A 26,522-nucleotide genomic window follows, 5' to 3' on the forward strand; every position below is an offset into this window, starting at 1 on the left:
CCGGCCCCGCCGACGCCCGTTGTCACCGGCCGTCACCAAAGTGAGAAGCGGCCGTCCGCATCACCGGTTGACCCGGTTTCCGCCGAACGGCCGCCGCGCCACACGACCTTCGCCACCTCGCCGCCTCGCCGCCCGACAGGGCGCCTTCCAGCCCTACTTGGTGACCGCGATGTGCGACAGGATCGCCTCCGCCAGCTCCGGGTCGCCCTCGATCTTCAGCCGGTCGGACACGGCGGCCGGCTTGACCCGCCCGGCCAGCAGGCGCAGGAAGGTCTCCCAGTCCACCACGAACGTCACCGCGGGACCGAGCGAGACCGCCGAGTCGATGGTGCCGCGGCCCTCCCCGTCGACCCGTACCGTCCGCATGAACTCCAGCGGCCCGTGCACGTCGAAGACGACCGCGGAGCCGGGCTTGGCACCCGAGTCGTGCGCGATCAGCTTCGGCAGCGACCGCAGGACGTAGTCGCGGGAGAGCACCGCCGCGGCGGACGCCAGGTTGCCCGGCTTGTCGAGCGCCCGGCGCAGATCCTGCTCATGCACCCAGACGTCGAACACCCGCCCCCACAGCTGCTCTTCGAGGGTGATCTCGCCACCGCCGATCGCCCGCACCTCCTGGTCGGGCTGCCGGGTCTCGTTGCGCAGCTGCCGGGACCGGCGGATGATCGTGTACTCCAGCTCCGAGGTCATCTCGGGCGCGGTGTGGTGGCGGCGGATGTCCACCGGCACCTCGGTGTAGCGGGCGGTCTCGCTGGTGATGTGCCGCAGATCGCTGGGCAGGCTGTGGATCGGCCGCGGGTCGCCGAGCAGTTCGCACTCGAAACCGATGACGTGCGAGACGACGTCGCGGACGGACCAGTAGGGGCAGTCGGTGGGCCGGCTCCACTCCCCCTCGGTCAGTGGCGTGACCAGCTCGTTGATGGATTCTATGGAGTGGGTCCAGGCGTCGATGTACGGCTGGAGCTTGCTGTGGACGGTCACGGGACGGGACCCCTCGACATTCGGTGCGCGGTCGTGGTGGTTGGCGCCTAAGTTACGCTGCGCGCGGGCGCCCACGCAGTGCTTTCGAGTGACGATGGTAGGCCCGACTTGACGACCCAACGTATGGGCGGTGACCCGGTGCGCGCAACGCTCCTGCAGATCGACGTGGACATGGACGAACCGGTCGCCGACCGGAGAGAACGCGTGGCCGCGCTGGTACGCGCGCAGGCCGGTGCCGATCTTGTGGTGCTGCCGGAACTCTGGCCGGTCGGAGCGTTCGCCGCGGACTCCTTCGGGCCCGGCGCGGAGCCGGTCGCGGGCGGCCCCACGGCGGCCGCGATGGGCGCGGCGGCGAAGGCGGCGGGGGTGTGGCTGCACGCGGGTTCGATCGTCGAGCGGGACACCTCCGGCGCCGCCGGCGCAGGCCCCGGCGGGGCCGCTGAGGGGGACCGGTCCCCCCTCTACAACACCTCGCTGCTCTTCTCGCCGGACGGCGAGCTGCGGGCCACCTACCGCAAGATCCACCGCTTCGGCTTCGACCGGGGCGAGGCCACGCTGATGTCGGCCGGCGACCGCGTCGTCACCGCCCGGCTGCCGCAGACCGTGCTGGGCCTGGCCACCTGCTACGACCTGCGCTTCCCCGAACTCTTCCGGCTGCTGGTGGACGCGGGCGCGCACCTGCTCGTGGTGCCGGCCGGCTGGCCCGCCCGGCGGCTCGCCCACTGGCGGCTGCTGGTCCAGGCCCGGGCGGTGGAGTCGCAGGCGTACGTGCTCGCCTGCGGTACGGCGGGGACGCACGCCGGGGTCGAGCAGTCCGGGCACAGCATGGTGGTGGACCCGTGGGGTGAGATTCTCGGCGAGGCCGGGGCGGGTGAGGAGACGCTCACCGTGGAGCTGGACCCCGCCCGGGTGGCGGCCACCCGGGCGGAGTTTCCGGTGCTGCGGGACAGGGTGCTCGGGGTGCCCACGCCGTAAGGGGTCCGAGCGGCTCAGGGTGCCAGGGGGCGCAGGGTCCCCCGAGCGGCTCAGCGCCCCGGGGGGCCCAGGTCCCCCGAGCGGCCCAGGGCGTCCCGGGCCCTCCTCGCGCCGGGCTAGTCGTCGGCGTGTTCCTTCTCGACCAGACGGTCGACGCAGACCGCGATGGCGATCAGCATGCCGGCGTCGGCGTCGTCCCGCTCCACGTCGATCGCGTAGGCGTCCCGCAGCGAGAACCAGCGCCGGGAGATCCGCGCGAGGCGCTCCCCGCCGTACTCGATGTCGTACTCCTTGCCGATGAGGTCGCCGCGCACCTCCAGCTCCTCGCCCGAGGCCAGCTCGGCCCGGTAGACCTCGCGCAGCAGGGCCAGCCGCTTCTTCTTGACGGTGACCAGCACCTGGCCGTCCCGCTCGACGGTCATCGCGTCCCGGATGCTGACCAGCTTCTTGTGGATGACGGCCACCACGGCGCCGGTGGAGTCCTTCAGCTCCAGGGTGTCCCGCAGCCGCATCACCTTGCCGTCGACGTAGAACGCGCGGTCACCCCGCTCGTCCTCGATCCAGTAGTCGTCGCCGATGGCGAACATCTTCTCCCGCACCACGTATTTCATGGGGGAATGCCTACCCCGGGTGATGCTGTTGGATGGGGATATGACTGCACGTGCACGCGTCCGGGCCCCCCAGCTGATCGGCAAGGGCGGCTGGCTCAACACCGGCGGCAAGCAACTCACCCTCGCCGACCTGCGGGGATCCATCGTGATCCTCGATTTCTGGACGTTCTGCTGCGTCAATTGCCTGCACGTCCTCGACGAGCTGCGGGAGCTGGAGGAGCGCCACCGCGACACCGTGGTGCTGGTGGGCGTGCATTCGCCGAAGTTCGTGCACGAGGCCGAGCACCAGGCCGTCGTGGACGCCGTCGAGCGGTACGGCGTGCATCACCCGGTGCTGGACGACCCGGAGCTCGGCTCCTGGAAGCAGTACGCGGTGCGGGCCTGGCCGACGCTGGTGGTGATCGACCCCGAGGGCTATGTCGTCGCCCAGCACGCCGGTGAGGGCCACGCGCACGCGCTGGAGAAGCTCGTCACCCGGCTGGAGCAGGAGCACACCGCCAAGGGCACCCTGCGCCGCGGCGACGGCCCCTATGTGCCGCCGGAGCCGGTCGCGACCGACCTGCGGTTCCCCGGCAAGGTGCTGGCGCTGCCGGTCTCCGGCCACTACCTGGTGTCGGACTCCACCCGCCACGCGCTGGTCGAGCTGGCCGCCGACGGCGAGACGGTCGTACGGCGGATCGGCACCGGTGAGCGCGGTCTGGCCGACGGCGACGCGGACACCGCCCGGTTCAGTGAACCGCAGGGCCTCGCGCTGCTGCCGGACGGATCGGTGATCGTCGCGGACACCGTCAACCACGCGCTGCGCCGGCTGGACGTGGAGACCGGCAAGGTGACCACCGTCGCCGGCACCGGCAAGCAGTGGTGGCAGGGCTCCCCGAGCTCCGGCCCTGCCCTTGAGGTGGCGCTGTCGTCGCCGTGGGACGTGGCCTGGTTCGAGGACCGGGTGTGGATCGCGATGGCGGGCGTCCACCAGCTGTGGACGTACGACCCCGCGACCGGGCAGGTCGAGGTCGCGGCCGGCACCACCAACGAGGGCCTGGTCGACGGGCACGCCACCGACGCGTGGTTCGCCCAGCCGTCCGGCCTGTCCGCGTACGGCGGCCGGCTGTGGATCGCCGACTCCGAGACCTCCGCGCTGCGCTGGGCCGAGCAGGCCACCGACGGCGACGGCTATGTGATCAGGACCGCGGTGGGCACCGGGCTCTTCGACTTCGGCCACCGCGACGGCGCGGCCGGCCAGGCGCTGCTCCAGCACCCGCTGGGGGTCACCGCGCTGCCGGACGGCTCGGTCGCGGTCAGCGACACGTACAACAACGCGCTGCGCCGCTACGACCCCTCGTCGGGCGAGGTCACCACGCTCGCCACCGATCTGCACGAACCCTCGGACGCGGCCGTGGTCGAGGGCGACATCGTGATCGTGGAGTCGGCGGCGCACCGGCTGACCCGGCTGCACCTGCCGGAAGAGGCGGTCCGGGTGGACGCGGTCGCGCACCGGACGCGGCGGGCCGCCACCGACGTCACCGCCGGGTCCTTCCGGCTCGATGTGGTCTTCTCCGCCCCGCCCGGCCAGAAGCTGGACGAGCGGTACGGCCCCTCCACCCGGCTGCTGGTCAGCGCCACCCCGCCGGAACTCCTGGTGGAGGGCGCGGGCAAGGGCACCGATCTCCACCGCGACCTGGTCCTCGACCCGGCGGTTCCGGAGGGGGTGCTGCACGTCTCGGCGATGGCCGCGTCCTGCGACGAGGACACCTCGGAGAACCCGAACCCGTATCCCGCGTGCCATGTGCACCAGCAGGACTGGGGAGTCCCCGTCCGGCTCACCCCGGACGGGGACTCACGACTCGCGCTGGTCCTGGCGGGCCTCGACCCGGCGGACCAGTGACCGGTCAGCGGCGGACGGGCGGTCCGGCGGCGGCTCAGTAGCGGCCGCCGCGGTACCGGTCGTCGCTGTAGTAGCGCTCCTCGACGATGGGCGGCACATCGCCGTCCGCCGTCGGGGGGATCCGCCGCCGCTTGAAGATGCTCACGTACGCGGCGAGTCCGATCATGCCCACGGCCATCATGATCAGGCCGATCAGGTCCACGTTCACACCCTTGGCATGCCAGTCGGTGGCGAAAGTGACGATCGCTCCGACCGCAATCAGGATGATGCAGCCTCCGATACCCACAGTGCCCGCCTCCGTTGGTTGACTTGACCGGCAGTGGTGTGCCAACAGGTCGCCTGCCCGGAGACTTGACGTCCAATCAGTGGGTCAGCTACTGGTTGCGCCGATCGCTCCGGCGTACGCGGCGAGCGCGGCGGAGGTTCCCCCGCCGGTCATGCCCGCGGCGTGCGACTTCCTCGACTTGGACTTGTGCGAGTGGTGAGTCCCCCCGGACGGGGTCGAGTTGCACCCGGTCAGCACGAGCGCCGCCGCGGCGGCCCCCGCGGCGACGATGACGGCAGTACGGTGACGGTTCTTCTGCACGGTGAATTCCCCCCGGCTCAGGCCCTGTTGCCTCTTTGACCCGCCCATGCTCCCGCACCCACTTCACCATTGGGTGACAATCCCTTCCCGTCTGCGCGACAGCTGCTTCGCACCCCTCGGTGCCTCGTTCCCTCCGCGTGGGCCTTGCCGGTCACCCTGGGTTGCTAGGCTCCCGCAGCATGGCGTACACCACGACACGGCTTCCCATCTCGGTCAAGGGCATCGTCTTCGAGGACGGGAAGGTCTGGCTTCGCCTGAACGAGCGCGGCGAATGGGAACTGCCCGGGGGCAAGCTGGATCCGGGCGAACAGCCGAGTGCCACGGTCGAGCGCGAGATGGCCGAAGAGCTGGGGATGCGGGTACGTCCGGTCACACCTGTGCACGCGTACCGGCACACCATTCCCGGCTCCGCGGACGAGGCGGACGGGGTGCTCGTGCTCTCCTACCTGTGCGATGTTCTGTCGACCACCGGCCGGTTCGAACTGCGGGGTGAGGGCGGTGAGGCGAGGTTCGACAGGTTCTCGCCGAAGGAACTGGTCGATCTTCCGATGCCCGACTTCTACCGCGAGGCGATCACCGCGGCGCGTGGCGTCGGGGCGCCGTACGTCCGGCCCGGCGGAAACGACGCCGGCTCATCCGCCTGAACGTCTCTGCCGCCAGGTGCGGATCGTCTCCTTGTACGGCTCCGGCATGGTCAGCGCCGCGATGTCGTCGTACCGGAACAGGCCGAGTTCTTTGTGCTCGTGCGACAGGCGCGGCTGCCTGCCGCCCAGGTACTCGGCTCCGTAGCTGACCACGAATACGTGGCGGTGCGGAAAGATCTCGTACACCCAGGAGTCGACGGCGTCGAGCCCGCTGAGCAGGTCGGCCTCAAGGCCGAGCTCCTCTTCCACTTCACGCGCCGCCGTGGACAGCGGCGTCTCCCCGAGTTCCAGCTTGCCGCCCGGGAGCTCCCACTCCTCGCGCTCGTTCTTCAGCAGCGGCACCCGGCCGGACAGGTCGATCACGACCTTGACGGAGATCGGCAACTGGTACTCGAAGTTCCCCGGGTTGCGCTCGACGAGATAGGGGCGGTTCGGATCGGTCATAGGAGCCCTTTTCACACGGAGATGATGATCGCGGTGGCATCGTCGGACTTCTTGAAGTGGCCCGCCGCCGCGAGGTGGACGGCCTTTTTCTCGTGGGCCCGGATGGCCTCGGCAACAGCCGGAAGTCCCTGGTCGCGCGCTGCCAGGACCAGGGTCCGCCAGTCGCGGTAGAGGCGGTAGTCGACCACCGCACGGGCGAAACCATCGGAGCACAGGAGTACGTGGCTGACGGAGCCGACGGCGAGCCGCGCCGACTGGAACGTGAGAGTCGCGTTCGGATGGCCGGAGAAGACAGACTCGGCCAGCTGTCCCTCGATGTACTGCTGGCGGCGTTCGACGATTCCGCGGCGTACTTCCCTGTCGTCCAGTCCCAGAGAACCGGCCGCACCGACCGCCCGGGATTCCTGGCGGCTGAAGAAATCGGTGGAGAGGGTGACCTCCTGCCGTCCCAGGGCCACACAGGTGGGATCGCCGACCCGGCACATTTCCAGTGCCTCCCCGCCGACCACCAGCAGGCCGATCGAACAGGTGGGATGGATCCGGTCGGGCGGAAACCCCAGCTCCCGCAGGTCCGCGCCGATGCGTCCGGAGATACGGGTGAGCACCTCCCGGGCCCCGAGGCCCGCCGTCACCGCTCGCTGCCGCAGATAGCCGCCGACCTGGTCCGCGAGCCACTGGACGTCCGACGTCGCGGGAAGGAAGCTGTCCGGCTCCAGATCGGTCGCCCCGTCGATGACCCAGGCCAGAGTGTCGGTGTGGCCGTACCGGTCCTCGTTCGGTCGGGATCCGCCGACGGCAGAAACGGCGCCGACGACGTTCATGTGCGGTGCACCAGCCAGGAAGCACCGTCGGTGGCGAGTGCGGGCATCAAGTCGTCCTCGCCGAGCGGCTTTCCGCGTAAGTCGGTGAGTTCCATGGCCCGCGTCAAGGTATCAGCCGGTGAGGAAGGCCGTCAGGGCGTTTGCCAGGTGGTGGGGGTCGTCGGCGCCGCAGAGTTCGCGGGCGGAGTGCATGGAGAGGATCGGGACGCCGATGTCGACGGTGGTGATGCCGTGGCGGGCGGCGGTGATGGGGCCGATGGTGGTGCCGCAGGGCATGGAGTTGCTGGACACGAAGTGCTGGAAGGGCACGCCCGCCCGCTCGCAGGCCGCGGTGAACAGGGCGCGGCCGGTGCCGTCGGTGGCGTAGCGCTGGTTGGCGTTGGTCTTGAGGATCGGGCCGCCGTTGGCGCGCGGGTGGTGGGTCGGGTCGTGGCGCTCGGGGTAGTTGGGGTGCACCGCGTGGCCGACGTCGGAGGAGACGCAGACGGTGCCGGCCAGCGCGCGCAGCCGCTCCTCGTAACCGCCGCCGCGGGAGTGCACCGAGCGCTCCAGCACATTGCCGAGCAGCGGGCCGCCGGCGCCGGTGTCGGACTCGCTGCCGTTCTCCTCGTGGTCGAAGGCGGCAAGCACCGGGATGTACGGCAGGTCGGGTCCGGCCGCGGCGAGCAGCGCGGCCAGGCAGGCGTGCACCGAGAGCAGGTTGTCCAGCCGGGGCGCGGCGAGCAGTTCGCGGTCGCGGCCGAGGAAGGCGGGCGGCTGCACATCGTGGACCATCAGGTCCCAGCCGGCCACCTCGGCGGCCCGCAGGCCCGCCTCGGCGGCGAGGAAGTCGATCAGGTCGCCGTCGGACGGGTCGCCGAGACCCCACAGCGGCTGGAGGTGGCGCTGCTTGTCGAGGGTGAGGCCGTTGTCGTTGACCCCGCGGTCGAGGTGGATCGCCAGCTGGGCGATCCGCAGCAGCGGGCGGTCGACGTTGACCAGCCGGGTGCTGCCGTCGCGCAGCGACAGCCGGCCGGCCAGGCCCAGGTCGCGGTCGAGCCAGCTGTTGAGCAGCGGGCCGCCGTAGATCTCCATGGCCACCTGGCGCCAGCCGGCCGTCCCCATGTCGGGGCGCGGCTTGACCCGCAGGTTCGGTGAGTCGGTGTGCGCGCCGACCACCCGGTAGGGGGTCTGCGGGCGGGCGCCCTCGGGCACGTACCAGGCCACGATCGCGCCGCCGCGCAGTACGTACCGGCCGCCGTGCCCGCCGTCCCATGACGCGGTCTCGGCGACCTGGCGGAATCCGGCCTCCTCCAGCCGGGCCGCGGCCGAGGCCACCGCGTGGTACGGCGAGGGGCTGGCCTGCACGAATGCCGCCAGATCTGCGGTGTGGCTGCGGTCGAACGCCGGGGAAGGGTGACTCATACCGGTCAGCATAGGAGACGGGGTTCCGCCACCTGGTGGTGGCGGAACCCCGACAGGTCGGTCGCTGCCGGATGGCGGAACCCCGCTGCGCCAGGCGCGGCCGGATGGCGGAACCCGCTGGGCCGCCCGCGCCGGATCACCCGCCGCCGCGGCGGGCGCCGCGGCGGGCACCAGCAAGGGCAACCGCCGTGCTCAGAAGGCGTCTTCCGGCAGGTCCATCACGTCGAGCGAGACGGTCTCGGCGATGGCCCGCTGGACGCCCACCCCGGGGAGGATGTCGGTGGCGAAGAACTTCGCCGCCGCGATCTTGCCGGTGTAGAAGGCGATGTCCTTGCCGGTGGCGTCGGCGAGCTTGTCGGCGGCCACACCGGCGCCCCTGAGCAGCAGGTAGGCCACGACCACGTCACCGGAGGCGAGCAGCAGCCGGGTGGAGTTGAGGCCGACCTTGTAGATGTTGCGGACGTCCTGCTCGGTGGCGGCCAGGTCGGTGAGCATGGTGCCGACGATGCCCTCCAGGTCCGCCGCCGCCTTGGCCAACTGGTCGCGGGCGGCGGCCAGTTCCTCGCCGCCGGTCGCCTCGGCGAGGAACTTCTTGATCTCCTCGCTGAGCGCGGTGAGCGCCTGGCCCTGGTCGCGGACGATCTTCCGGAAGAAGTAGTCCTGGCCCTGGATCGCGGTGGTGCCCTCGTAGAGGGTGTCGATCTTGGCGTCCCGGATGTACTGCTCGACCGGGTACTCCTGCAGGTAGCCGGAGCCGCCGTAGGTCTGCAGCGACTGGGCCAGCTGCTCGTAGGACTTCTCCGAGCCGTAGCCCTTGACGATCGGCAGCAGCAGGTCGTTGAGGCTGTGCAGCTGCGCGGAGTCCTCGCCGGCGGCCTCGGCGGTCTGGATCGCGTCCTGGACGGAGGCGGTGTAGAGGACGAGCGCGCGCATGCCCTCGGCGTACGCCTTCTGCGTCAGCAGCGAGCGGCGCACGTCCGGGTGGTGGGTGATGGTGACCTTCGGCGCGGCCTTGTCGGTGAACTGGGCCAGGTCCGGGCCCTGGACGCGCTCCTTGGCGTACTCCAGCGCGTTGAGGTAGCCGGTGGAGAGGGTGGCGATGGCCTTGGTGCCGACCATCATCCGGGCGAACTCGATGATCCGGAACATCTGCCGGATGCCGTCGTGCTTCTCGCCGATGAGCCAGCCCTTGGCGGGGTGCTTGTCGCCGAAGGTCAGCTCGCAGGTGTTGGACGCCTTGAGGCCCATCTTGTGCTCGACGTTGGTGGCGTACACGCCGTTGCGCTCGCCGAGTTCACCGGTCTCGAAGTCGAACTCGAACTTCGGCACCATGAAGAGCGACAGGCCCTTGGTGCCGGGGCCGGCGCCCTCGGGGCGGGCCAGCACGTAGTGGATGATGTTCTCGGACATGTCGTGCTCGCCCGAGGTGATGAAGCGCTTCACGCCATCGATGTGCCAGGTGCCGTCGGGCTGCTGAACGGCCTTGGTGCGGCCGGCGCCGACGTCGGAGCCCGCGTCCGGCTCGGTGAGCACCATGGTGGAGCCCCACTGCTTCTCCACCGCGAGCGCGGCGATCTTCTTCTGCTCCTCGGTGCCCTCGTCGTAGAGGATGCCGGCGAAGGCCGGGCCTGAGGAGTACATCCAGATCGCCGGGTTGGAGCCGAGCACCAGTTCGGCGTACGACCAGATCAGGGAGCGCGGGGCGGTGGTGCCGCCGATCTCCTCGGGCAGGCCGAGCCGCCAGTACTCGGCGTCCATGAAGGCCTGGTAGCTCTTCTTGAAGGCGGCCGGCACCGGCGCGCTGCCGGTCTCGGGGTCGAAGACCGGCGGGTTGCGGTCGGCTTCGGCGAACGACTCGGCCAGCTCGTTCTCGGCCAGGCGCGCCAGTTCGCCGAGGATGTCCTTCGCGGTCTCCACGTCCATCTCCGCGAACGGACCCGTGCCGTAGAGCTGGTCGCGGCCGAGCACCTCGAAGAGGTTGAACTCGATGTCGCGGAGGTTCGACTTGTAGTGGCCCATGACGACGGCTCCGTATCGCTGCTGCATGAGGTCTGCTGCTCTGGATGAGATGTGGTCGTACGACATCATGCTACCCATCGGTAACTAGGAAGCAACCCCCAACCTGCCGGATGTGACGGCCGCCTCCACCCCGGCGGGCGCCGCGTTTTCGTTAGGCTGGGCGGGTGTACGGCTACGAGCAGAGTGTGAACGCTGGACCCGGCGGCCCGATGGGTGCCGCACCCATGGGCGGCGGCTATCCCGAGCCGTCGCCCGGTTATCAGGAAGCGGCCACCGGCTACCCGGAGCCCTCGCCCCCGTCGCTCACCGACGCGGTACGGGCCTTCACCACCGGTTCGCTGGCGGCCGAGGACTTCCAGGCGATCTTCACCACGTCCAAGGTCTACTGCCCGCGTGGCGAGAACCCGGGCTTCCTGGCGCTGCACGACACGCAGCAGCCGGTGATCCCGATGTTCAGCACACTCAAGGAACTGCGCAGGTACGCGGGCAAGGAGTCCAAGTACTTCGTCATCACCGGCGCCGAGGTGCTGGACCTGCTGCCCACCGGGTACGGCTTCGTGCTCGACATCGACGGGCAGCACCGCATGGTCTTCGACGCGAAGGCCGTGGAGCAGATGATCGACTTCACCATGCGGCGGATGTACGGCTGAGCCCTGCCGAGGGCGCTTTCGAGTCAGTGACGGAATAGTCACAGCTTGCGAGATGTTCAGCCTTCAACTAAATTGAGAGCAGAGCATCACCGAAGGAGGCCGTCATGCCCGCCGTGACCGTAGAGAACCCGCTGACCCTGCCGCGGCTCACCGCCGCACCCGACGCGCACGTGCGTCCCGCGCTCGCCGTGAGCACCGCCCCGAGCGGTCTCGAAGGGGAGGGCTTCCCGGTCCGCCGCGCCTTCGCGGGCATCGACTACCGGCACCTCGACCCGTTCATCATGATGGACCAGATGGGCGAGGTGGAGTACGCGCCGGGTGAGCCCAAGGGCACGCCCTGGCACCCGCACCGCGGCTTCGAGACCGTCACCTACATCATGGACGGCACCTTCATCCACCAGGACTCGCACGGCGGTGGCGGCACCATCACCAACGGCGACACGCAGTGGATGACCGCGGGTTCCGGCCTGCTGCACATCGAGACCCCGCCGGAGTCCCTGGTCACCAGCGGCGGCCTCTTCCACGGCCTCCAGCTGTGGGTGAACCTGCCAAAGGCCGACAAGATGATGCCGCCCAAGTACCAGGACATCCGGGCCGGCGGCCTGAAGCTGCTCACCTCCGGCGACGGCGGCGCGCTGATCCGGCTCATCGCCGGCGACCTCGACGGCCACCAGGGCCCCGGCGCCACCCACACACCGATCACCATGATCCACCTGTCACTGAACCCCGGCGCCTCGGTCACCCTCCCCTGGCGGCCCGACTTCAACGCGCTCGCCTACGGCCTGGCCGGCCGCGGCTTCGCGGGTCCGGAGGCGCGTCCGTTCCGGATGGGCCAGGCGGTCGTCTTCGGCAAGGGCGACGCGCTCACCCTGCGCGCCGACGAGACCCAGGAGTCCCGCTCCCCCAACTTCGAAGTGGTGCTGCTGGGCGGGCAGCCGATCCGCGAGCCGATGATGCAGTACGGCCCGTTCGTGATGAACACCCACGCCGAACTCGCCCAGGCCTTCGACGACTTCCAGGCCGGCCGGCTGGGCACCATCCCGGCGGACACCGTGCTGGGGAAGTAAACAGACAGGGTCGGCCACGGGCTCGGGCCGCGGCCGGCGGGGAGGTCCGCCACCGGCCTCAGTTCTCGTACAGCTCGAACCAGATCGACTTCCCGTCCCCCCGCGGGTCCACCCCCCAGGCGTCGGCCAGCTCCTCCATCAGGAGCAGGCCGCGCCCGCTGGAGGCCATCTCGCCGGGGGACCGGCGGTGCGGCATCTCGTCGGAGCGGTCACCGACCTCGACGTGCAGCCTGCGGGTGCCGGGCATGCCGGTGATCTGGGCGGTGAGCCGGGCGTCCTCGTCGGTGTGGACCAGGACGTTGGTGACCATCTCCGAGACCAGCAGCACGGCGGACTCCAGCTGGTCGGGGGAGACCCAGTCGTGCAGCAGCGCGCGGATGTCCTCGCGGGCGCTGCGGATCCGGCCAGGATCGGCCTGCGGGACGGTCAGCACGGTACGGCGGACCGGGACCGCGCAGGTGGGACCGTCCGGTTCCCGGCGCAGCAGCACCAGCGCGATGTCGTCCTCGCGGCGGTCGGCGAGCGGACCTGTGGTGTGGTGCGAGGCCGGCCCGTGCACCGCCCGGATCAGCGCGTCGGCGAGCGCCTCCAGATCGTCCGCCGGGCCCGCCTCGAAGACCTCGCTCAGCCGGCGCCAGCCGGTGGTCAGATCGTGGCCGCCGGTCTCGATCAGGCCGTCGGTGCACAGCAGCAGGACCTCACCGGGTTCGAGCGAGAGCCGGGTGGTGGGGTAGTCCTCGTCCGGTGCGATGCCCAGCGGCAGCCCGCCCGCGGTGCGGCGCACGATGGTGGTGCCGTCACCGAGCCGGATGGCGGGCTCCGGGTGCCCGGCCCTGACCACGTCGAGCGTGCCGGTGGCGGGGTCCACCTCCAGATAGAGGCAGGTCGCGAACCGTACGTCCTCCGGCGCGACGCCCTCGGAGAGACCGGCCAGAAAGCGGGAGGTCCGGGAGAGCACCGCGTCCGGCCGGTGCCCTTCCGCCGCATAGGCCCGCAGCGCGATCCGCAGCTGCCCCATCAGGCCGGCCGCCGTCACGTCGTGGCCCTGGACGTCGCCGATCACGATCGCGGTGCTCCCCGACGGCAGGTCGATCACGTCGTACCAGTCGCCGCCGACCTGCAGGCCGCCGCCGGTGGGGACATAGCGGGCGGACATCGCCATGCCCTCGATGCCGGGCTCCTCGGCCGGCAGCATCGTCCGCTGCAGCCCGTCGGAGAGCGCCCGCTCGGACTCGTGCACGCTGGCCCGGGAGAGCGCCTGCGCCAGCATCCGGGCCACCGTGGTGAGCACCGACCGCTCGTCGGGGGTGAACTCGACCGGTTCGCGGAAGGCCGCCATCCACACGCCGATGGTCTCGCCGGCCACGGTGAGCGGCAGATAGGCCCAGGAGGAGCGGCCGAAGACCTTCACCATCGGCCAGGCGTCGGGGAACCGCTCCTCGTACTCCTGCGGGGTCGGCAGATAGACCGCCTCTCCGGTGCGGACCACCACGGCCGCCGGGTAGTCCAGGCTCAGCGGCAGCTCACGGGGCCAGGTGTCCGGCATCTCCTGGCCGTGGTGCCCGACGACGGTCAGCTGGTCGCCGTCCTTGCCGAAGACGGCCAGTCCCTCCGGCGAGAAGCTGGGCATCGACAGCCCGGCGGCCACCCGCAGCACTTCCTCGGTCGAGTCCGCCTCGGCCAGCGCGCGGCCGGCGTCCAGCAGAAACGCCTCCCGGGAGCGGTGCCACTCCCGGGCGGTCGTGGAGCCGAGCGGCAGGCCGCGCACTTCGTTGATGGTGCCGCTGAGCAGCTGCCCCTGGGGGCGGACCCGGATGCGTACGGTCCGCACCACCACCCCGTCCTCGTTGACCACCCGCAGCCGGGACTCGGAGATGCCGCCCTCGGCGCGGGCCAGGGTGAGGTCGGCGGCGAACGCCCGGTAGTCGTTGATCTGGAAACGGGACCTGACGGCCTCGTACGAGTGCGTGCCCGAGACCCCCGGCAGACCCAGCAGCCGGGTCGTCCGGGCGTCGGCGGACAAGGTCCCCGTCGACCAGTCCCACTGCCACAGGCCGTAGCCCACAGCGGCGAGGACGTCGTCGGTGCGCATTTCGCCAGTTTATGAGGTTATGGAAGATATCGGCGAGCTTATCCGGATGGGGAAGCGGGCCGGAGCGCCGGTACGCTGTGCTGGGCCGAAGGCCCGGCCACATGAACCGCACCACGCGAACCACGAATCAAGGCAGGACGACAAGCGAATGCATCGGTACCGGTCCCACACCTGCGGTGAGCTGCGCGCCACTGACGTCGACACCGACGTCCGCCTGTCCGGCTGGCTGCACAATCGCCGCGATCTGGGCGGCATCCTCTTCGTCGACCTGCGCGACCACTACGGCTTCACCCAGCTCGTGGTCCGCCCGGGCTCGCCGGTGTACGACCAGCTGAGCGCCCAGTCCAAGGAGTCGGTGCTCAGGGTCGACGGCCGGGTGGTGGCCCGCTCCGCGGAGAACGTCAACCCGGAGCTGCCGACCGGCGAGGTCGAGGTCGAGGTGACCTCGGTCGAGGTGCTGGGCGCCGCCGACCAGCTGCCGTTCCCGGTCTTCCCCGAGGACAACGCCAACGAGGAGATGCGGCTCACCAACCGCTTCCTGGACCTGCGCCGCCAGCGCATGCACCGCAACATCATGCTGCGCACCCAGGTCATCTCCTTCCTGCGCCGCGAGATGACCGCGCTCGGCTTCAACGAGATGGCCACCCCGATCCTCTCGGCCACCTCCCCCGAGGGCGCCCGCGACTTCCTGGTGCCCTCCCGGGTGCACGCCGGCAGGTTCTACGCGCTGCCGCAGGCCCCGCAGCAGTTCAAGCAGCTGCTGATGATCTCCGGCTTCGACCGCTACTTCCAGATCGCGCCGTGCTTCCGCGACGAGGACTCCCGCGCCGACCGCTCGCCCGGCGAGTTCTACCAGCTCGACGTCGAGATGAGCTTCGTGGAGCAGGAGGACGTCTTCGGCATCATCGAGAAGGTGATGACCGACCTGTTCACCGAGTTCGGCGGCGGCCGCAGCGTCACCTCGCCCTTCCCGCGGATCCCGTTCCGCGAGTCGATGCTGAAGTACGGCAACGACAAGCCGGACCTGCGCACCACGCTGGAACTGGTCGACGTCTCCGCGGTCTTCGCCGGCTCCGGCTTCAAGGCCTTCGCCGGCAAGCACGTACGCGCGCTGGCCGTGCCGGACACCGCCGACCAGCCGCGGAAGTTCTTCGACCAGCTCGGTGAGTACGCGGTCTCGCTCGGCGCGAAGGGCCTGGCCTGGGTCCGGGTCGGCGACGACAACGCGCTCACCGGCCCGATCGCCAAGTTCCTCGAACCGGACGACGTGACCGCGCTGCTCGCGGCCGTCGGCGCCAAGCCGGGCACCGCGATCTTCTTCGGCGCCGGGGAGTTCGACGAGGTCAGCAAGATCATGGGCCCCGTCCGGGTGGAGGCAGCCAAGCGCACCGGGCAGTTCGAGGAGGGCGTCTTCCGGTTCTGCTGGATCGTCGACTTCCCGATGTTCGAGCGGAACGAGGACACCGGCGCGATCGAGTTCTCGCACAACCCGTTCTCCATGCCCCAGGGCGGACTTGAGGCGCTGGAGACGAAGGACCCGCTGGACATCCTGGCGTGGCAGTACGACATCGTCTGCAACGGCGTCGAGCTGTCGTCCGGTGCCATCCGGAACCACGAACCGGAAGTGATGTACAAGGCGTTCGGCATCGCAGGCTACGACCGGGAGACCGTGCAGGCCGAGTTCGGCGGCATGCTGCGCGCCTTCCACTTCGGCGCCCCGCCGCACGGCGGGATCGCCCCGGGCGTTGACCGGATGGTGATGCTGCTCGCGGACGAGCCCAACATCCGCGAGACGATCGCCTTCCCGCTCAACCAGAACGCGCAGGACCTGCTCATGGGCGCGCCCTCGGAGGTCTCCGAGGCCCGGCTGCGGGAGCTGCACCTGTCGGTGCGCAAGCCCAACCCGAAGGGCTGACCGCCCTTTTCGCGACGGGTACGGAACACCGGCGGGCCGTTCTTCGGCTCCGCCGGTGTTTTTCTGTGCGGAACCGGCAGCGGCGAGGCAACGCGGACGGTGGGCCGCCGCGTTGGGGGAGTGTGGAAGAAGAAGAGGTGAGCGGTGGGCGTGGCCGGATTCGAGGAGTTCGTCGCGGCCCGGGGGCCGAGGCTGCTCCGGGTCGCCTGGCTGCTCACCGGCGACGCACACCTGGCAGAGGACCTGCTGCAGACGGTGCTCGCCAGGGTCTGGCCCAAGTGGAACCGGATAGCCGACGAGAACCCCGAGGCGTACGTCCGCAAGGCGCTGGTGCACGCGCACGCCTCCTGGTGGCGGCGCAAGTGGCGGGGCGAGGTGCCGCACGGCGACGACCTGCCGGACCGGGCCGCGCCCGCGGACCCGTTCGCGGACGTGGACCTGGAGCAGACGCTCGCCGCGGCGATACGCACCCTGCCGACCCGGCAGCGGGCGGTGGTGGTGCTGCGCTACTTCGAGGACCTGAGCGTCGCCGGGACCGCGGAGGTGCTGGGCTGCTCGGAGGGCACCGTCAAGAGCCAGGCGTCCAAGGCGCTGCACACCCTGCGGACCCGGCTGCCGGTCACCGCGGCACTGCCGGAGGGGGGTGACCGGGGATGAGCACGAACCGGCGTCCCGGGGGACCGGACGCAGCCGGCGCGCCCTACGCGGCGGGCTCCGGCGGTACGCATCCGGCCGACGACCCCGAGGGGGACGAGTTGCGGGTGCTGCTGGAGCGGGCCGTCCCCCAACTGCCCGCCCCGGCACGGCGGCTGGAGCAGGTCAGGGCGCGGGTCCGGCGGCGGGCGCGGCGCCGTGCGGCGGGGCTGTCGGTGACCGCCGTGCTGGCGATCGCCACGTTCGGGCTGCTGGCGCCGGGGCTCGGCGGCGCACCGGGTGACCCGGCGCCGCCCGCGGTCACCTCGCTCGCGCCGCCCGCCTCGGTCAGTGTCCCCACCGCGGAGCCCACCGGAGCACCCACCGGCGGGCCGGCCTCCACCCAGGCCCCGCCCCCGACCACCGCGTACCGTCTCTACCGCTTTTCCGCCCTGTCCGGTCTCGGCCTGCGGCTGCCGCCCGGCTGGTCCACCCTCGAACCGGCCGGCTCCGACGCGAACTACGTCTCCTCGCAGGGGCTCGGGATGCCCAAGGGCACCTGTGTGCACCCGCTGGACGATTTCTGCACCCCGCTGGTGCGTACCCTCACGCCCGGTGGCGTGCTGATGATGCTGCGGATCAGCCACAACCAGGGCATGGCCGACAAGATCCGGCTCACCGGACCACGGATCGGCGCCGGGCAGGTGCTCACGTCCTGCCGGACGGTCGGCGGTGTCGCCCAGCTCGGCGCGACCCTCGCCGATCTCTCCGGCTCCGACGTCACCATCGAGGCGACGGTGTGCCTCGCCGGCGCGCAGGCAGCGCTGCAGGCCGAGGTCCGGGACATCCTCATGAATGCGACCTTCACGTGAAAGGCCCCTCAGACATGCGCACAGCCCGTCGCCGCGGCACCCTCGCCGCCGCCTCGCTGGCCGCGGCCGCTTCGCTCCTGCTCGCCGGCTGCGCCGCCTCGGGCGCCGGGGCGCAGCCGTCCCGGGTGGCCGAACAGGGCCCGCTGAGCGACCGGACAGGCGGCCGGGCGGGGCGTTCCGCGCCGCTCCCGCCGCCCTCCCCCCTGCCGGTGCGGGGCGTGCTGCCCGGTGTCGGCCCCCGGACGCTGGCCGCGGTCCCGGCGGACGCCCGCCAGGTGGTGCTGGTCACCGGCGCCGGCCGGGACTCCTCGGACTCCCAGGTCACGCTCTACCGTTACGACGACACCGCGGGCTGGACCGCGGACCGGCCGGCCTGGAAGGCGCACAACGCCCAGCGCGGCTGGACCGACCGGCACCACTCCGGTGATCTGCGCTCCCCCATCGGCGTGTTCACCCTGACCGACGCGGGCGGGCGGTTCGCCGACCCGGGCACCAGGCTCACCTACGACCACGCGCCGATCGGCTTCACCAACAACAGCATCGGGGTCAGCGGCGAGTCCCTGCACGACGCCTTCGACTACGTCATCGCCATCAACTACAACCGCAAGCCCGGTATGTCCCCCCGGGACTGGACCCGCCCGCTCGGCGACTCCCGCGGCGGCGGCATCTGGCTCCACGTGGACCACGGCGGCCCCACCCAGGGCTGCGTCTCGCTGCCGGCCTCCGCCATGAAGACGCTGCTGCGCACGCTGGACCCGGCGCAGCACCCGGTGGTCGTCATGGGCGACGCGCCCGACCTCTCGCGCTGAGCCGGAGCCGGCCGAACTGAGCCCGCCCACCCGCACTGTCCCACCCGGCAGGCGTATCCGCCTGCCGGGTGGGACGTGTGACGCGGCCCGGCGGCCGTGCGCCGGGTCAGGCGGTGGGGTCCGCGTCCGGGTCGCCGCCGAAGCGGGCGACGTAGGAGGCCAGATCGTCCTCGGTGATCTTGGCGAAGAGGACCGGCGGGAGGGTGAAGGGGGTGCCCGCCGGGACGGCGGACAGCGTGCGGGCCTCCTCCGCGGTGACCCACGACGCGTTGTCGCCGGGCAGGTCGAACGCGGCGCGCATGGCGGCGGCCGAGGCCGGGATGAAGGGCTCGGAGATCACCGCGTAGAGGTGGATCAGGTTCATCGCGGTGCGCAGGGTGAGCGCCGCGCCCTCCGGGTCGGTTTTGATCTCCAGCCAGGGGGCCTTCTCCTCCAGGTAGGAGTTGCCCGCGCTCCACAGCGCCCGCAGTGCCTGCGCCGCCTTGCGGAACTGCAGCGTCTCCAGGTGGCCTTCGTACTCCGCCAGCAGCCCGGCGATCTGCTCGCCGAGCTTGACCTCGACCGCGCCGGCCGCCGCCCCGCCGGGCACCTCGTCACCGAAGCGCTTGCGGGAGAAGGACAGCACCCGGTTGACGAAGTTCCCGAGCGTGTCCGCGAGGTCCTTGTTGACCGAGGACGCGAAGAGCTCCCAGGTGAAGGAGGTGTCGTCGGACTCGGGCGCGTTGGCCATCAGGAAGTAGCGCCAGTAGTCGGCCGGCAGCAGGTCGAGCGCCGCGTCGGTGAAGATGCCGCGCCGCTGCGAGGTGGAGAACTTGCCGCCGTAGTAGTTGAGCCAGTTGAACGCCTTGACGTAGTCGACCTTCTTCCACGGCTCGCGCGTCCCCAGCTGGGTGGCCGGGAACATCACGGTGTGGAAGGGCACGTTGTCCTTCGCCATGAACTCGGTGTAGCGCACGGCGTCGGCGCCGGAGTCCGCGTCGTACCACCACGAGCGCCAGTCGCGCTCCTCGCCGTCGGGGGCCGCGTCGGCCCACTCCTTGGTGGAACCGATGTACTCGATCGGTGCGTCGAACCAGACGTAGAAGACCTTGCCCTCGGCGGCCAGCTCCGGCCAGGTGTCGGCGGGGACAGGGACGCCCCATTCGAGGTCGCGGGTGATCGCCCGGTCCTGAAGGCCCTCGGTGAGCCACTTGCGGGCGATCGAGGAGGCCAGGGTCGGCCACTGCGAACCGTTGGCGTCGATCCACGCCTCGACCTCGCCGGCCAGCTTCGACTGGAGGAGGAAGAGGTGCTTGGTCTCCCGGATCTCCAGCGCGCTGCTGCCGCTGATCGCGGAGCGCGGCTCGATCAGGTCGGTGGGGTCGAGCACCCGGGTGCAGTTCTCGCACTGGTCGCCGCGCGCCTTGTCGTATCCGCAGTGCGGGCAGGTGCCGACGATGTAGCGGTCCGGCAGGAAGCGCTCGTCGGCCAGCGAGTACACCTGGCGGATCGCCCGCTCCTCGATGAAGCCGTTCTCGAACAGGCGGCGGGCGAAGCGCTGGGTGATGTCGCGGTTCTGCGGCGAGGAGCTGCGGCCGAAGTAGTCGAAGGAGAGCGCGAATCCGTCGTAGACGGCCCGCTGGGCGTCGTGCGCCTGGGCACAGAAGACGTCGACCGGCAGGCCGGCCTCCTTGGCGGCCAGCTCGGCGGGGGTGCCGTGCTCGTCGGTGGCGCAGATGTAGAGCACTTCGTGGCCGCGCTGCCGCAGATACCGCGCGTAGACGTCCGCCGGGAGCATGGACCCCACCATGTTGCCCAGATGCTTGATCCCGTTGATATAGGGCAGGGCGGAGGTGATGAGGTGACGAGCCATTGCAGGCTGCTCCCAATTCGTTGCGCGGAGTGAGTAATTCCTCTATGGATCCTCAATATCGTAACGGACCGAAGGGGTGTATACGCCGCCCCTTTTAGACCTGCGGTTACGCCCCGACTACGCCCTGGTCATGGCTTCGGGGTGGGGGGCGCAGGTCGGCCCTGAAGATCACCGCGAGTGACCGCACGTGCGCATGCACGTGCACATGCACGTGCCGGGATAACGGGTTATCATCTCCGGTACCACACAAGGCACTTATGGGGAGTGGCTGATGCGCCGGACGCACAATGGAATGGCCGCAGAAGACCTTGCGGGAGTTGCCTGGCAGAAGAGCCGGCACAGTAATGCCAATGGCACCTGCATGGAGTTCGCGGCACTGCCCGACGGCGAGGTCGCCGTACGCAATTCACGCTTTCCGGACGGTCCGGCGCTCATCTATACCCGGGCCGAGATCGAATCGATGATCATCGGCGTCAAGGCCGGTGAATTCGACCACCTGATGCCGTAACGGGCGAAAAGCGCCGGGTCGCGTACCCCCGTACGGACCGGCGTGCCCGGGACGGCCCGCGCCGCCCGCGCGGAAGCAGCGCCCCCCGCCGGCGCCGCTCCTGACTACTGACGTGGACCGCCGGGCGCGAGGAACAGCGCCCAGACGACCTTCCCCGTACCGCTCAGCGGGTGCCATCCCCAGTTCTCGCTGAACGAGTCCACCAGGTGCAGCCCGCGGCCGGTCTCCGCGACGAAGTCCGCTTCCTTGGTGACAGGCGCCACCGCGCTCGGGTCGCGCACCGCGCAGACCACCCGGGAGGTCCAGCGGACCAGGGTGAGCCGCACCGGCGCCCCGGTCGTACCGACCGGCACCCCGTAGCGCAGCGCATTGGTCACCAGCTCACTGGCGACGAGTTCCATGGAGTCCCGCAGGCCGGTCAGCTCCCAGCGCTGCAGCGTGGACCGGGTGAACCGGCGCGCCTCGCGCACCGACTCGAGGTGGGCCCGCAGCTCGCAGGTGGCCCCGTTGGCGGCGGCGAGACGCTCGGGCGCGAGCACGCCTTGCCATAACGGCTCCAGCACGGCCGTGGCCTCTGTCCTCATGAGAGCCCCCGAGGTATGTCCACGCCCCCATGCTCATGGATCGGTGCCCAGGGATGCAAGAGCGTCTGCACGTGCATCTGCAAAGAACAATGCACGTGTCGATGGAGAGTGACTGAATGGGTACTGCGCGCAGTCCATTAGTGGCAGACTGCTGATGAACCAAGGGCGGAGCGTGACCTATGAGCGCAGGGCAGCCGGGAGGCGGGTCCATCGTGCGACGCATGCTGCTCGGGGCGCAGCTGAGGCGGCTGCGTGAGTCCCGCGGCATCAGCAGGGAGGACGCGGGGTACTCGATCCGTGCCTCCGAGTCGAAGATCAGCCGTATGGAGCTGGGCAGAGTCAGCTTCAAGGAGCGGGACGTCGCCGACCTGCTGACGCTGTACGGCGTCACCGAGGGCGGTGAGCGGCTCGCCATGCTCGGACTCGTCCGGGAGGCCAACGCGGCCGGCTGGTGGCACGGTTACGGCGAGGTGATGCCGACCTGGTTCCAGACGTACGTCGGCCTGGAGGAGTCCGCGGCGCTCATCCGCACCTTCGAAGTGCAGTTCGTGCACGGCCTGCTGCAGACCGAGGAGTACATAAGGTCGGTGATCAGGCTCGGTCACCCCGATGCGGCGGACCCCTGGGTGGAAAGACGAGTCGGTCTACGCCTGGAGCGGCAGAAGCTCCTCGTATCGGAGCAGGCACCCCGCTTCGTCGCGGTGATGGACGAGGGCGCGCTGCGCCGGTCCTTCGGCGGACCCGAGGTGATGCGCGGCCAGGTCCGGCACATCCTCGAAACGGCCGAGGCGCCGAACGTCGACGTACGCATCCTGCCGTTCACCACCGGCGGGCACGCGGCGGGTGGCGGCGCCTTCACCCTGCTCAGCTTCCCCGAGTCCGATCTGCCCGACCTGGTCTATCTGGAGCAGCTGACCGGGGCGCTCTACATCGACAAGCACGACGAGGTGGTGGAGTACACCAAGGCGATGAATGCCCTGGACACGGTGGCGCTCCAGCCCGCCGAGTCGCTGGAGTGGCTGCGCGCCTTCCACGACGAGCTCTGATCCGCTGATCATCTACAGTCGGACACGGTGATCTTCACCCCTCGGGGTGAACAACCACCCTTCATGCCCTGAGCAACCTCCCGCCCGGCCCTGCGGCGCCGCTACGGTAACCGCAGGTCGCACGAGGGGTGACGGTTTTTCCGGGGTCGTCGAGGGGGGACGCGGTGCAGCAGCAGGGGGAGCCGCCGGAGCGGGTGCGCCGGCTCGGCGACGCGGTCCCGCCGCCCAGTGCGTACGCCCGTACCTACCGGCTGGGCGACATCACCGTGGTCGAGCTGAGCGGCGAGCTGGATCTCGGCAGCGCGCCGTACGTGGACCCGCATCTGGAGGCCGCGGCGTCCTGGCCCGCGCCCTTCACCGTGGTGCTCGACCTCGGGCCCGTCGAGTTCGTCGACTGCTTCGGCCTCTCCCTGCTGGTACGGGCCCGCCGCCGGATCGTGGACCGCGGCGGCCGGCTGCTGATGGCCTGCGCGCATCCGCCGACCCGCAAGCTGCTCGCGCTCACCGGGCTCGACGGGGTCTTCCACCCCGTCCACACGCTCCAGCAGGCGCTGGCCCTGTAAGGGCGAATCCGCTCTCCCCGCTGGGGAGTTGCGCACGGTTCCGCGGACGCTTACCCGGTCCGGAAGGCGCGTCGCCACCGCACACCGGGAAGGCACATCCGGAAGACCCGCGTCCGTTCCTGGGAGTTCGCTGGGAACCCGGGTGCCGAATTCGTCAATGCCAGAAAGGCCACCGCTTCCGTCACCCTTCTCACATTTCCCGTTACCCATATTTTGGCGGCGTACAGTGGCAGGCCGGGTCGGCGTGGGCCGGTGTGACCGGGGTCATACATTCCGCCCGGAGCACGTGGTAAACGTTGGGGCTTCGTCATGTGCGCGCGAGCCACCGGACCGAAGGTTGGGAAATGGGCGTTCGTGGGCGCAAGCCCAAGCGCAGCCGTAAGCGCTGGGTGATCGCGATAGTCGCGTCCCTGGTGGTGCTGGTGGTCGGCGGCGCCGGGGCGATCTACCTCAAGCTCAACGCGAATATCAGCACCTTCGACTCGGCCGGGCTGAGCAAGAACCGGCCGAAGGCGGCAGCCGCGGACGCCAACGGCGACACCGCGGTGAACGTGCTGCTGATCGGCTCCGACACCCGCTCCGGTGAGAACGGCAAGCTCGGCGGCTCGGCCTCCGGCCCCATCGGGCGCTCGGACACCACGATCCTGCTCCATGTCTACCCCGACCACAAACACGCGGTGGGCGTCTCCATACCCCGTGACTCGCTGGTCGACATACCCCCGTGCCTGCTGCCGAACGGCACCTGGTCGCCGGACCAGCCGAAGGCCCAGTTCAACTCCGCGTTCTCGATGGGCAATACCGCCAAGGGCAACCCGGCGTGCACCCAGAACACCGTGGAGAAGATGTCCGGCATGCGGATCGACCACACCATGGTGATCGACTTCGCCGGCTTCGCGGCCATGACCTCCGCCGTGCACGGCGTCGACGTCTGCGTCCCGAACAACATCTACCAGGGCGACATGAACCCCAACCTGGGCTACCAGGGCAAGGTCGTGCTGAAGAAGGGCATGCAGAACCTCTCCGGCCAGCAGGCGCTCGACTACGTCCGGGTACGGCACGGTGTCGGCGACAACTCCGACGTCGGCCGGATGCTGCGGCAGCAGGCGTTCCTCTCCGCGCTGATCAGCAAGGTCAAGGGCGAGGGCATGAACCCGACCACGCTGCTGCCGCTGGCCGACGCGGCCACCAAGTCGCTGACCGTGGACCCCGGGCTCGGCAGCGCGACCAAGCTGATGTCCTTCGGCCTCACGCTGAAGAACATCGACCTGAAGAACATCCAGTTCATCACCGCGCCGTGGAAGTACGACGGCCCGCGGATCGACCTGGTCCACCCCGACGTCGACAACCTCTTCGCCGAGCTGAAGGCCGACCGCACCCTGGACGGCGCCAACGCCTCGGGCAAGCCCACGCCGAAGCCCAAGCCGACCCCGACCGTGGACGGCACCGGGATAGACGTCAGCGTCTTCAACGGCACCACCACCGACGGCCTGGCCGGCAAGGCGGCCGACGCCCTCACCGCCAAGAAGTTCACGGTCACCTCCACCGCGACCGCGAAGTCCCAGGACCACGCCACCACCAGGATCGAGTACGGCTCCGCCGACGCCACCCAGGCCAAGACGGTCTCCCAGCTCTTCCCCGGCTCGCAGCTGGTCCCGCTCGACATCAGCGGCATCAACGTCGTCGTGGGCCAGGACTTCGCCAAGTCCGCCACCGCGGCGGCCCCGAAGCCGCTGCCGACCACCCTCACCCAGCAGGCCCGCAGCGCGGACGAGGACGCGTGCTCGAAGCTCTCCTACGGGTGAGCGGGGCGGGCCGGGTGAGCGGGGCGGGCCGGCGGGCGGCCGGTCAGTCGGTCAGGTTGGCGTGCGCGGTGACCTTGTCGATCCGGCCGCGGACCAGGTACTCGCCGGGCACCGCGTTGCGGGCGCCGAATTCCGCCCCGCGCTCATCGCCCATGTAGCGGGCGGCGATCCGGGTGGCCCAGACGGAGAGCTCCGGCAGGTCCTCGCTCAGCTCCGCGGTGCACTCCAGCAGCACGAAGGAGAACGGCGGCTCCTGGTCGTCGACGCACAGCGCGAAGCGGGGGTCCCGGCGCAGCGCCTTGCCCTTGAGCGAGTCGCGGCCGGTGTTGAAGACGACCTGGACGTTCTGCGGGTCCGAGGTGTCCAGCAGGAACCAGACGGGGGTGACGTGCGGGCGGCCGTCAGCGCGGGTGACGGCGAGTTTTCCGGTACGGGTACCGGCCGAGGCGAAGGACTGCCACTGGGCGGGGGTCATCTGCTCCATGACGCCAGGCTAGGCCTCACCCCGTGCGTGGCGCGGGAGCGCCGCGTACCTCCAGGGTGGCCAGCAGGTCGGCGGTGGCGGCGGCGACCGCGTCCACCGCGGCGTCGAAGGCCTCGCGGTTGTGGGCGGCCGGGGCGCGGAACCCGGAGATCTTGCGGACGTACTGCAGCGCGGCGGCGCGGATGTCCTCGTCGTGGACCTCGGGGGTCATCGGCGCCCGGAGGGTCTTGATGCTTCGGCACATACCTCAAGTGTGCTCCGTTCTCCCGCTTCACCCCAGCCCCTTGGCGCGCGGCCCCGGTGGTGCTTCAATACTCCGCATTGGTTAGGAAGCTTTCCTAACTGAGCAGTTGAGCCTCCCCATGAATCCATGAACGGAGACACACATGCAGCCCTCCCCCCACCGCGCCACCCGCCGGACAGCCCTCGTCACGGCGGCCGGCGTGCTGGCCGCAGCCGGCGCATCGCTCGCGCTGGCCGCCCCCGGCTTCGCCTCCCCGGTCACGCACGGCACCCACGGCACCCAGTCCGTGCAGGCCGCCGCCCGGCCGAACGCGACCGGTACGGGTCTGGCCGACCCGCACAAGAAGGAGATCGCGATGGAGCTGGTCAGCTCCGCCGAGAACTCCTCGCTCGACTGGAAGGCCCAGTACAAGTACATCGAGGACATCGGCGACGGCCGCGGCTACACCGCCGGCATCATCGGCTTCTGTTCCGGCACCGGTGACATGCTCGAACTCGTCCAGCACTACCAGGACGTGAAGCCGGGCAACATCCTCGCGAAGTACCTGCCGGCACTGGAGAACGTGAACGGCACGGACTCCCACGCGGGCCTCGGCACCGCCTTCGTCAACGACTGGAAGACCGCCGCCAAGGACACCGTCTTCCAGCAGGCGCAGAACGACGAGCGCGACAGCGTCTACTTCAACCCCTCGGTCGACCAGGCCAAGTCCGACGGCCTGGGCACGCTGGGCCAGTTCATCTACTACGACGCCATCGTGATGCACGGCCCCGGCGACGACCCGGTGAGCTTCGGCGGCATCCGCAAGACCGCCATCAAGAAGGCCAAGCCCCCGGCGCAGGGCGGCAACGAGACCACCTACCTCAACGCCTTCCTCGACGCCCGCAAGGCCGCGATGAAGACCGAGGACGCGCACGACGACACCAGCAGGGTGGACACCGAGCAGCGGGTCTTCCTGCAGGCGGGCAACCTCAACCTCGACCCGCCGCTGAAGTGGAAGACCTACGGCGACTCGTACCAGATCCTGACCCTGCCGTAGC

The 26,522-nt window shown here is 70.4% G+C and carries 27 protein-coding genes; 14 read left to right on the top strand and 13 right to left on the bottom strand.

Features of this window, described 5'->3' with window-relative positions; genetic code table 11:
- Positions 1 to 153 precede the first annotated feature (153 nt).
- A complete protein-coding gene (locus OG552_RS18515; RefSeq protein WP_329134285.1) occupies positions 154 to 978 on the bottom strand; it encodes a maleylpyruvate isomerase family mycothiol-dependent enzyme in 825 nt (274 codons plus the stop codon).
- Positions 979 to 1,116: 138 nt separating this feature from the next.
- Here OG552_RS18515 and OG552_RS18520 point away from each other — a divergent pair, with 138 nt between their 5' ends.
- The gene (locus OG552_RS18520) at positions 1,117 to 1,953 is read left to right on the top strand and encodes a carbon-nitrogen family hydrolase (protein WP_329140934.1); all 837 of its coding nucleotides are present in this window, start codon (positions 1,117 to 1,119) and stop codon (positions 1,951 to 1,953) included.
- A 116-nt stretch (positions 1,954 to 2,069) separates the two neighbouring features.
- Here OG552_RS18520 and OG552_RS18525 read toward each other — a convergent pair whose 3' ends face one another.
- A complete protein-coding gene (locus OG552_RS18525) occupies positions 2,070 to 2,564 on the bottom strand; it encodes an LURP-one-related/scramblase family protein (RefSeq protein WP_329134287.1) in 495 nt (164 codons plus the stop codon).
- Between the two features lie 40 nt (positions 2,565 to 2,604).
- On the opposite strand from OG552_RS18525, the gene OG552_RS18530 reads away from it, so the two are divergent.
- Positions 2,605 to 4,446, top strand: coding sequence for an NHL domain-containing thioredoxin family protein (locus tag OG552_RS18530; protein ID WP_329134289.1), 1,842 nt, complete (start codon positions 2,605 to 2,607; stop codon positions 4,444 to 4,446).
- Between the two features lie 34 nt (positions 4,447 to 4,480).
- Here the strand turns inward: OG552_RS18530 and OG552_RS18535 are convergent, their stop codons facing one another.
- Positions 4,481 to 4,732 carry a hypothetical protein gene (locus OG552_RS18535; RefSeq protein ID WP_329134291.1) on the bottom strand — a complete coding sequence of 84 codons (252 nt, stop codon included), beginning with the start codon at positions 4,730 to 4,732 and terminating at the stop codon, positions 4,481 to 4,483.
- An 84-nt stretch (positions 4,733 to 4,816) separates the two neighbouring features.
- On the bottom strand, positions 4,817 to 5,032 hold the full coding sequence (locus OG552_RS18540; protein ID WP_329134292.1) for a hypothetical protein: 216 nt from the start codon (positions 5,030 to 5,032) through the stop codon (positions 4,817 to 4,819).
- Positions 5,033 to 5,211: 179 nt separating this feature from the next.
- Here OG552_RS18540 and OG552_RS18545 point away from each other — a divergent pair, with 179 nt between their 5' ends.
- Complete coding sequence (locus tag OG552_RS18545) at positions 5,212 to 5,676, top strand: NUDIX hydrolase (RefSeq protein ID WP_329134294.1); 465 nt, start codon at positions 5,212 to 5,214, stop codon at positions 5,674 to 5,676.
- Here the strand turns inward: OG552_RS18545 and OG552_RS18550 are convergent.
- The 4 genes from OG552_RS18550 to OG552_RS18565 form a co-directional block, all read right to left on the bottom strand.
- Positions 5,665 to 6,120, bottom strand: a complete 456-nt coding sequence (locus OG552_RS18550) for an NUDIX domain-containing protein (protein ID WP_329134296.1) — start codon at positions 6,118 to 6,120, stop codon at positions 5,665 to 5,667. The two genes, OG552_RS18545 and OG552_RS18550, sit on opposite strands and share 12 nt — an antisense overlap.
- A gap of 11 nt (positions 6,121 to 6,131) precedes the next feature.
- A complete protein-coding gene (locus tag OG552_RS18555; protein WP_329134298.1) occupies positions 6,132 to 6,941 on the bottom strand; it encodes a protein phosphatase 2C domain-containing protein in 810 nt (269 codons plus the stop codon).
- A 111-nt stretch (positions 6,942 to 7,052) separates the two neighbouring features.
- Complete coding sequence (locus tag OG552_RS18560; protein WP_329134300.1) at positions 7,053 to 8,345, bottom strand: M18 family aminopeptidase; 1,293 nt, start codon at positions 8,343 to 8,345, stop codon at positions 7,053 to 7,055.
- Between the two features lie 192 nt (positions 8,346 to 8,537).
- A complete protein-coding gene (locus OG552_RS18565; RefSeq protein WP_329140935.1) occupies positions 8,538 to 10,364 on the bottom strand; it encodes an acyl-CoA dehydrogenase in 1,827 nt (608 codons plus the stop codon).
- A 164-nt stretch (positions 10,365 to 10,528) separates the two neighbouring features.
- Between OG552_RS18565 and OG552_RS18570 the strand changes: the two genes are divergently transcribed.
- Entirely contained in the window at positions 10,529 to 11,014 is a 486-nt protein-coding gene (locus OG552_RS18570) for an SseB family protein (protein WP_443070972.1), read from the top strand.
- A 104-nt stretch (positions 11,015 to 11,118) separates the two neighbouring features.
- Positions 11,119 to 12,081, top strand: a complete 963-nt coding sequence (locus OG552_RS18575) for a pirin family protein (RefSeq protein WP_329134302.1) — start codon at positions 11,119 to 11,121, stop codon at positions 12,079 to 12,081.
- Between the two features lie 58 nt (positions 12,082 to 12,139).
- Here OG552_RS18575 and OG552_RS18580 read toward each other — a convergent pair whose 3' ends face one another.
- Complete coding sequence (locus OG552_RS18580; protein WP_329134304.1) at positions 12,140 to 14,173, bottom strand: ATP-binding SpoIIE family protein phosphatase; 2,034 nt, start codon at positions 14,171 to 14,173, stop codon at positions 12,140 to 12,142.
- Positions 14,174 to 14,321: 148 nt separating this feature from the next.
- Here OG552_RS18580 and aspS point away from each other — a divergent pair, with 148 nt between their 5' ends.
- From aspS to OG552_RS18600, 4 genes are all read left to right on the top strand, one after another.
- On the top strand, positions 14,322 to 16,088 hold the full coding sequence (aspS, locus tag OG552_RS18585) for an aspartate--tRNA ligase (RefSeq protein ID WP_329134306.1): 1,767 nt from the start codon (positions 14,322 to 14,324) through the stop codon (positions 16,086 to 16,088).
- A gap of 144 nt (positions 16,089 to 16,232) precedes the next feature.
- A complete protein-coding gene (locus tag OG552_RS18590; protein ID WP_443070973.1) occupies positions 16,233 to 16,745 on the top strand; it encodes a SigE family RNA polymerase sigma factor in 513 nt (170 codons plus the stop codon).
- On the top strand, positions 16,742 to 17,593 hold the full coding sequence (locus OG552_RS18595; RefSeq protein ID WP_329134309.1) for a hypothetical protein: 852 nt from the start codon (positions 16,742 to 16,744) through the stop codon (positions 17,591 to 17,593). The genes OG552_RS18590 and OG552_RS18595 overlap by 4 nt, the downstream gene beginning before the upstream one ends.
- Positions 17,594 to 17,607: 14 nt before the next feature.
- On the top strand, positions 17,608 to 18,402 hold the full coding sequence (locus tag OG552_RS18600) for a L,D-transpeptidase family protein (RefSeq protein ID WP_329134311.1): 795 nt from the start codon (positions 17,608 to 17,610) through the stop codon (positions 18,400 to 18,402).
- A 106-nt stretch (positions 18,403 to 18,508) separates the two neighbouring features.
- Here the strand turns inward: OG552_RS18600 and metG are convergent, their stop codons facing one another.
- On the bottom strand, positions 18,509 to 20,254 hold the full coding sequence (gene metG / locus OG552_RS18605) for a methionine--tRNA ligase (protein WP_329134313.1): 1,746 nt from the start codon (positions 20,252 to 20,254) through the stop codon (positions 18,509 to 18,511).
- A 271-nt stretch (positions 20,255 to 20,525) separates the two neighbouring features.
- Between metG and OG552_RS18610 the strand changes: the two genes are divergently transcribed.
- The gene (locus OG552_RS18610; RefSeq protein WP_329134315.1) at positions 20,526 to 20,762 is read left to right on the top strand and encodes a DUF397 domain-containing protein; all 237 of its coding nucleotides are present in this window, start codon (positions 20,526 to 20,528) and stop codon (positions 20,760 to 20,762) included.
- Between the two features lie 104 nt (positions 20,763 to 20,866).
- Here the strand turns inward: OG552_RS18610 and OG552_RS18615 are convergent, their stop codons facing one another.
- Positions 20,867 to 21,346 (bottom strand): ATP-binding protein, encoded by a 480-nt coding sequence (locus OG552_RS18615; protein WP_329134317.1) that lies wholly within the window; start codon positions 21,344 to 21,346, stop codon positions 20,867 to 20,869.
- A 179-nt stretch (positions 21,347 to 21,525) separates the two neighbouring features.
- On the opposite strand from OG552_RS18615, the gene OG552_RS18620 reads away from it, so the two are divergent.
- From OG552_RS18620 to OG552_RS18630, 3 genes are all read left to right on the top strand, one after another.
- Positions 21,526 to 22,392 (top strand): helix-turn-helix domain-containing protein, encoded by an 867-nt coding sequence (locus tag OG552_RS18620; protein WP_329134319.1) that lies wholly within the window; start codon positions 21,526 to 21,528, stop codon positions 22,390 to 22,392.
- 164 nt (positions 22,393 to 22,556) lie between these two features.
- Positions 22,557 to 22,955: an anti-sigma factor antagonist gene (locus tag OG552_RS18625; protein ID WP_329134320.1), complete on the top strand. Its 399-nt coding sequence runs from the start codon at positions 22,557 to 22,559 to the stop codon at positions 22,953 to 22,955.
- Positions 22,956 to 23,299: 344 nt separating this feature from the next.
- A complete protein-coding gene (locus tag OG552_RS18630) occupies positions 23,300 to 24,757 on the top strand; it encodes an LCP family protein (RefSeq protein ID WP_329134322.1) in 1,458 nt (485 codons plus the stop codon).
- 43 nt (positions 24,758 to 24,800) lie between these two features.
- On the opposite strand, the gene OG552_RS18635 is transcribed toward OG552_RS18630, so the two are convergent.
- Positions 24,801 to 25,241 (bottom strand): PPOX class F420-dependent oxidoreductase, encoded by a 441-nt coding sequence (locus OG552_RS18635; RefSeq protein ID WP_443070974.1) that lies wholly within the window; start codon positions 25,239 to 25,241, stop codon positions 24,801 to 24,803.
- Between the two features lie 16 nt (positions 25,242 to 25,257).
- A complete protein-coding gene (locus OG552_RS18640; protein WP_329134325.1) occupies positions 25,258 to 25,485 on the bottom strand; it encodes a DUF2277 family protein in 228 nt (75 codons plus the stop codon).
- A 142-nt stretch (positions 25,486 to 25,627) separates the two neighbouring features.
- Here OG552_RS18640 and OG552_RS18645 point away from each other — a divergent pair, with 142 nt between their 5' ends.
- On the top strand, positions 25,628 to 26,521 hold the full coding sequence (locus tag OG552_RS18645) for a chitosanase (protein WP_329134327.1): 894 nt from the start codon (positions 25,628 to 25,630) through the stop codon (positions 26,519 to 26,521).
- Position 26,522: the final 1 nt, after the last annotated feature.

Source organism: Streptomyces sp. NBC_01476, from assembly GCF_036227265.1.
Taxonomy (GTDB): domain Bacteria; phylum Actinomycetota; class Actinomycetes; order Streptomycetales; family Streptomycetaceae; genus Actinacidiphila.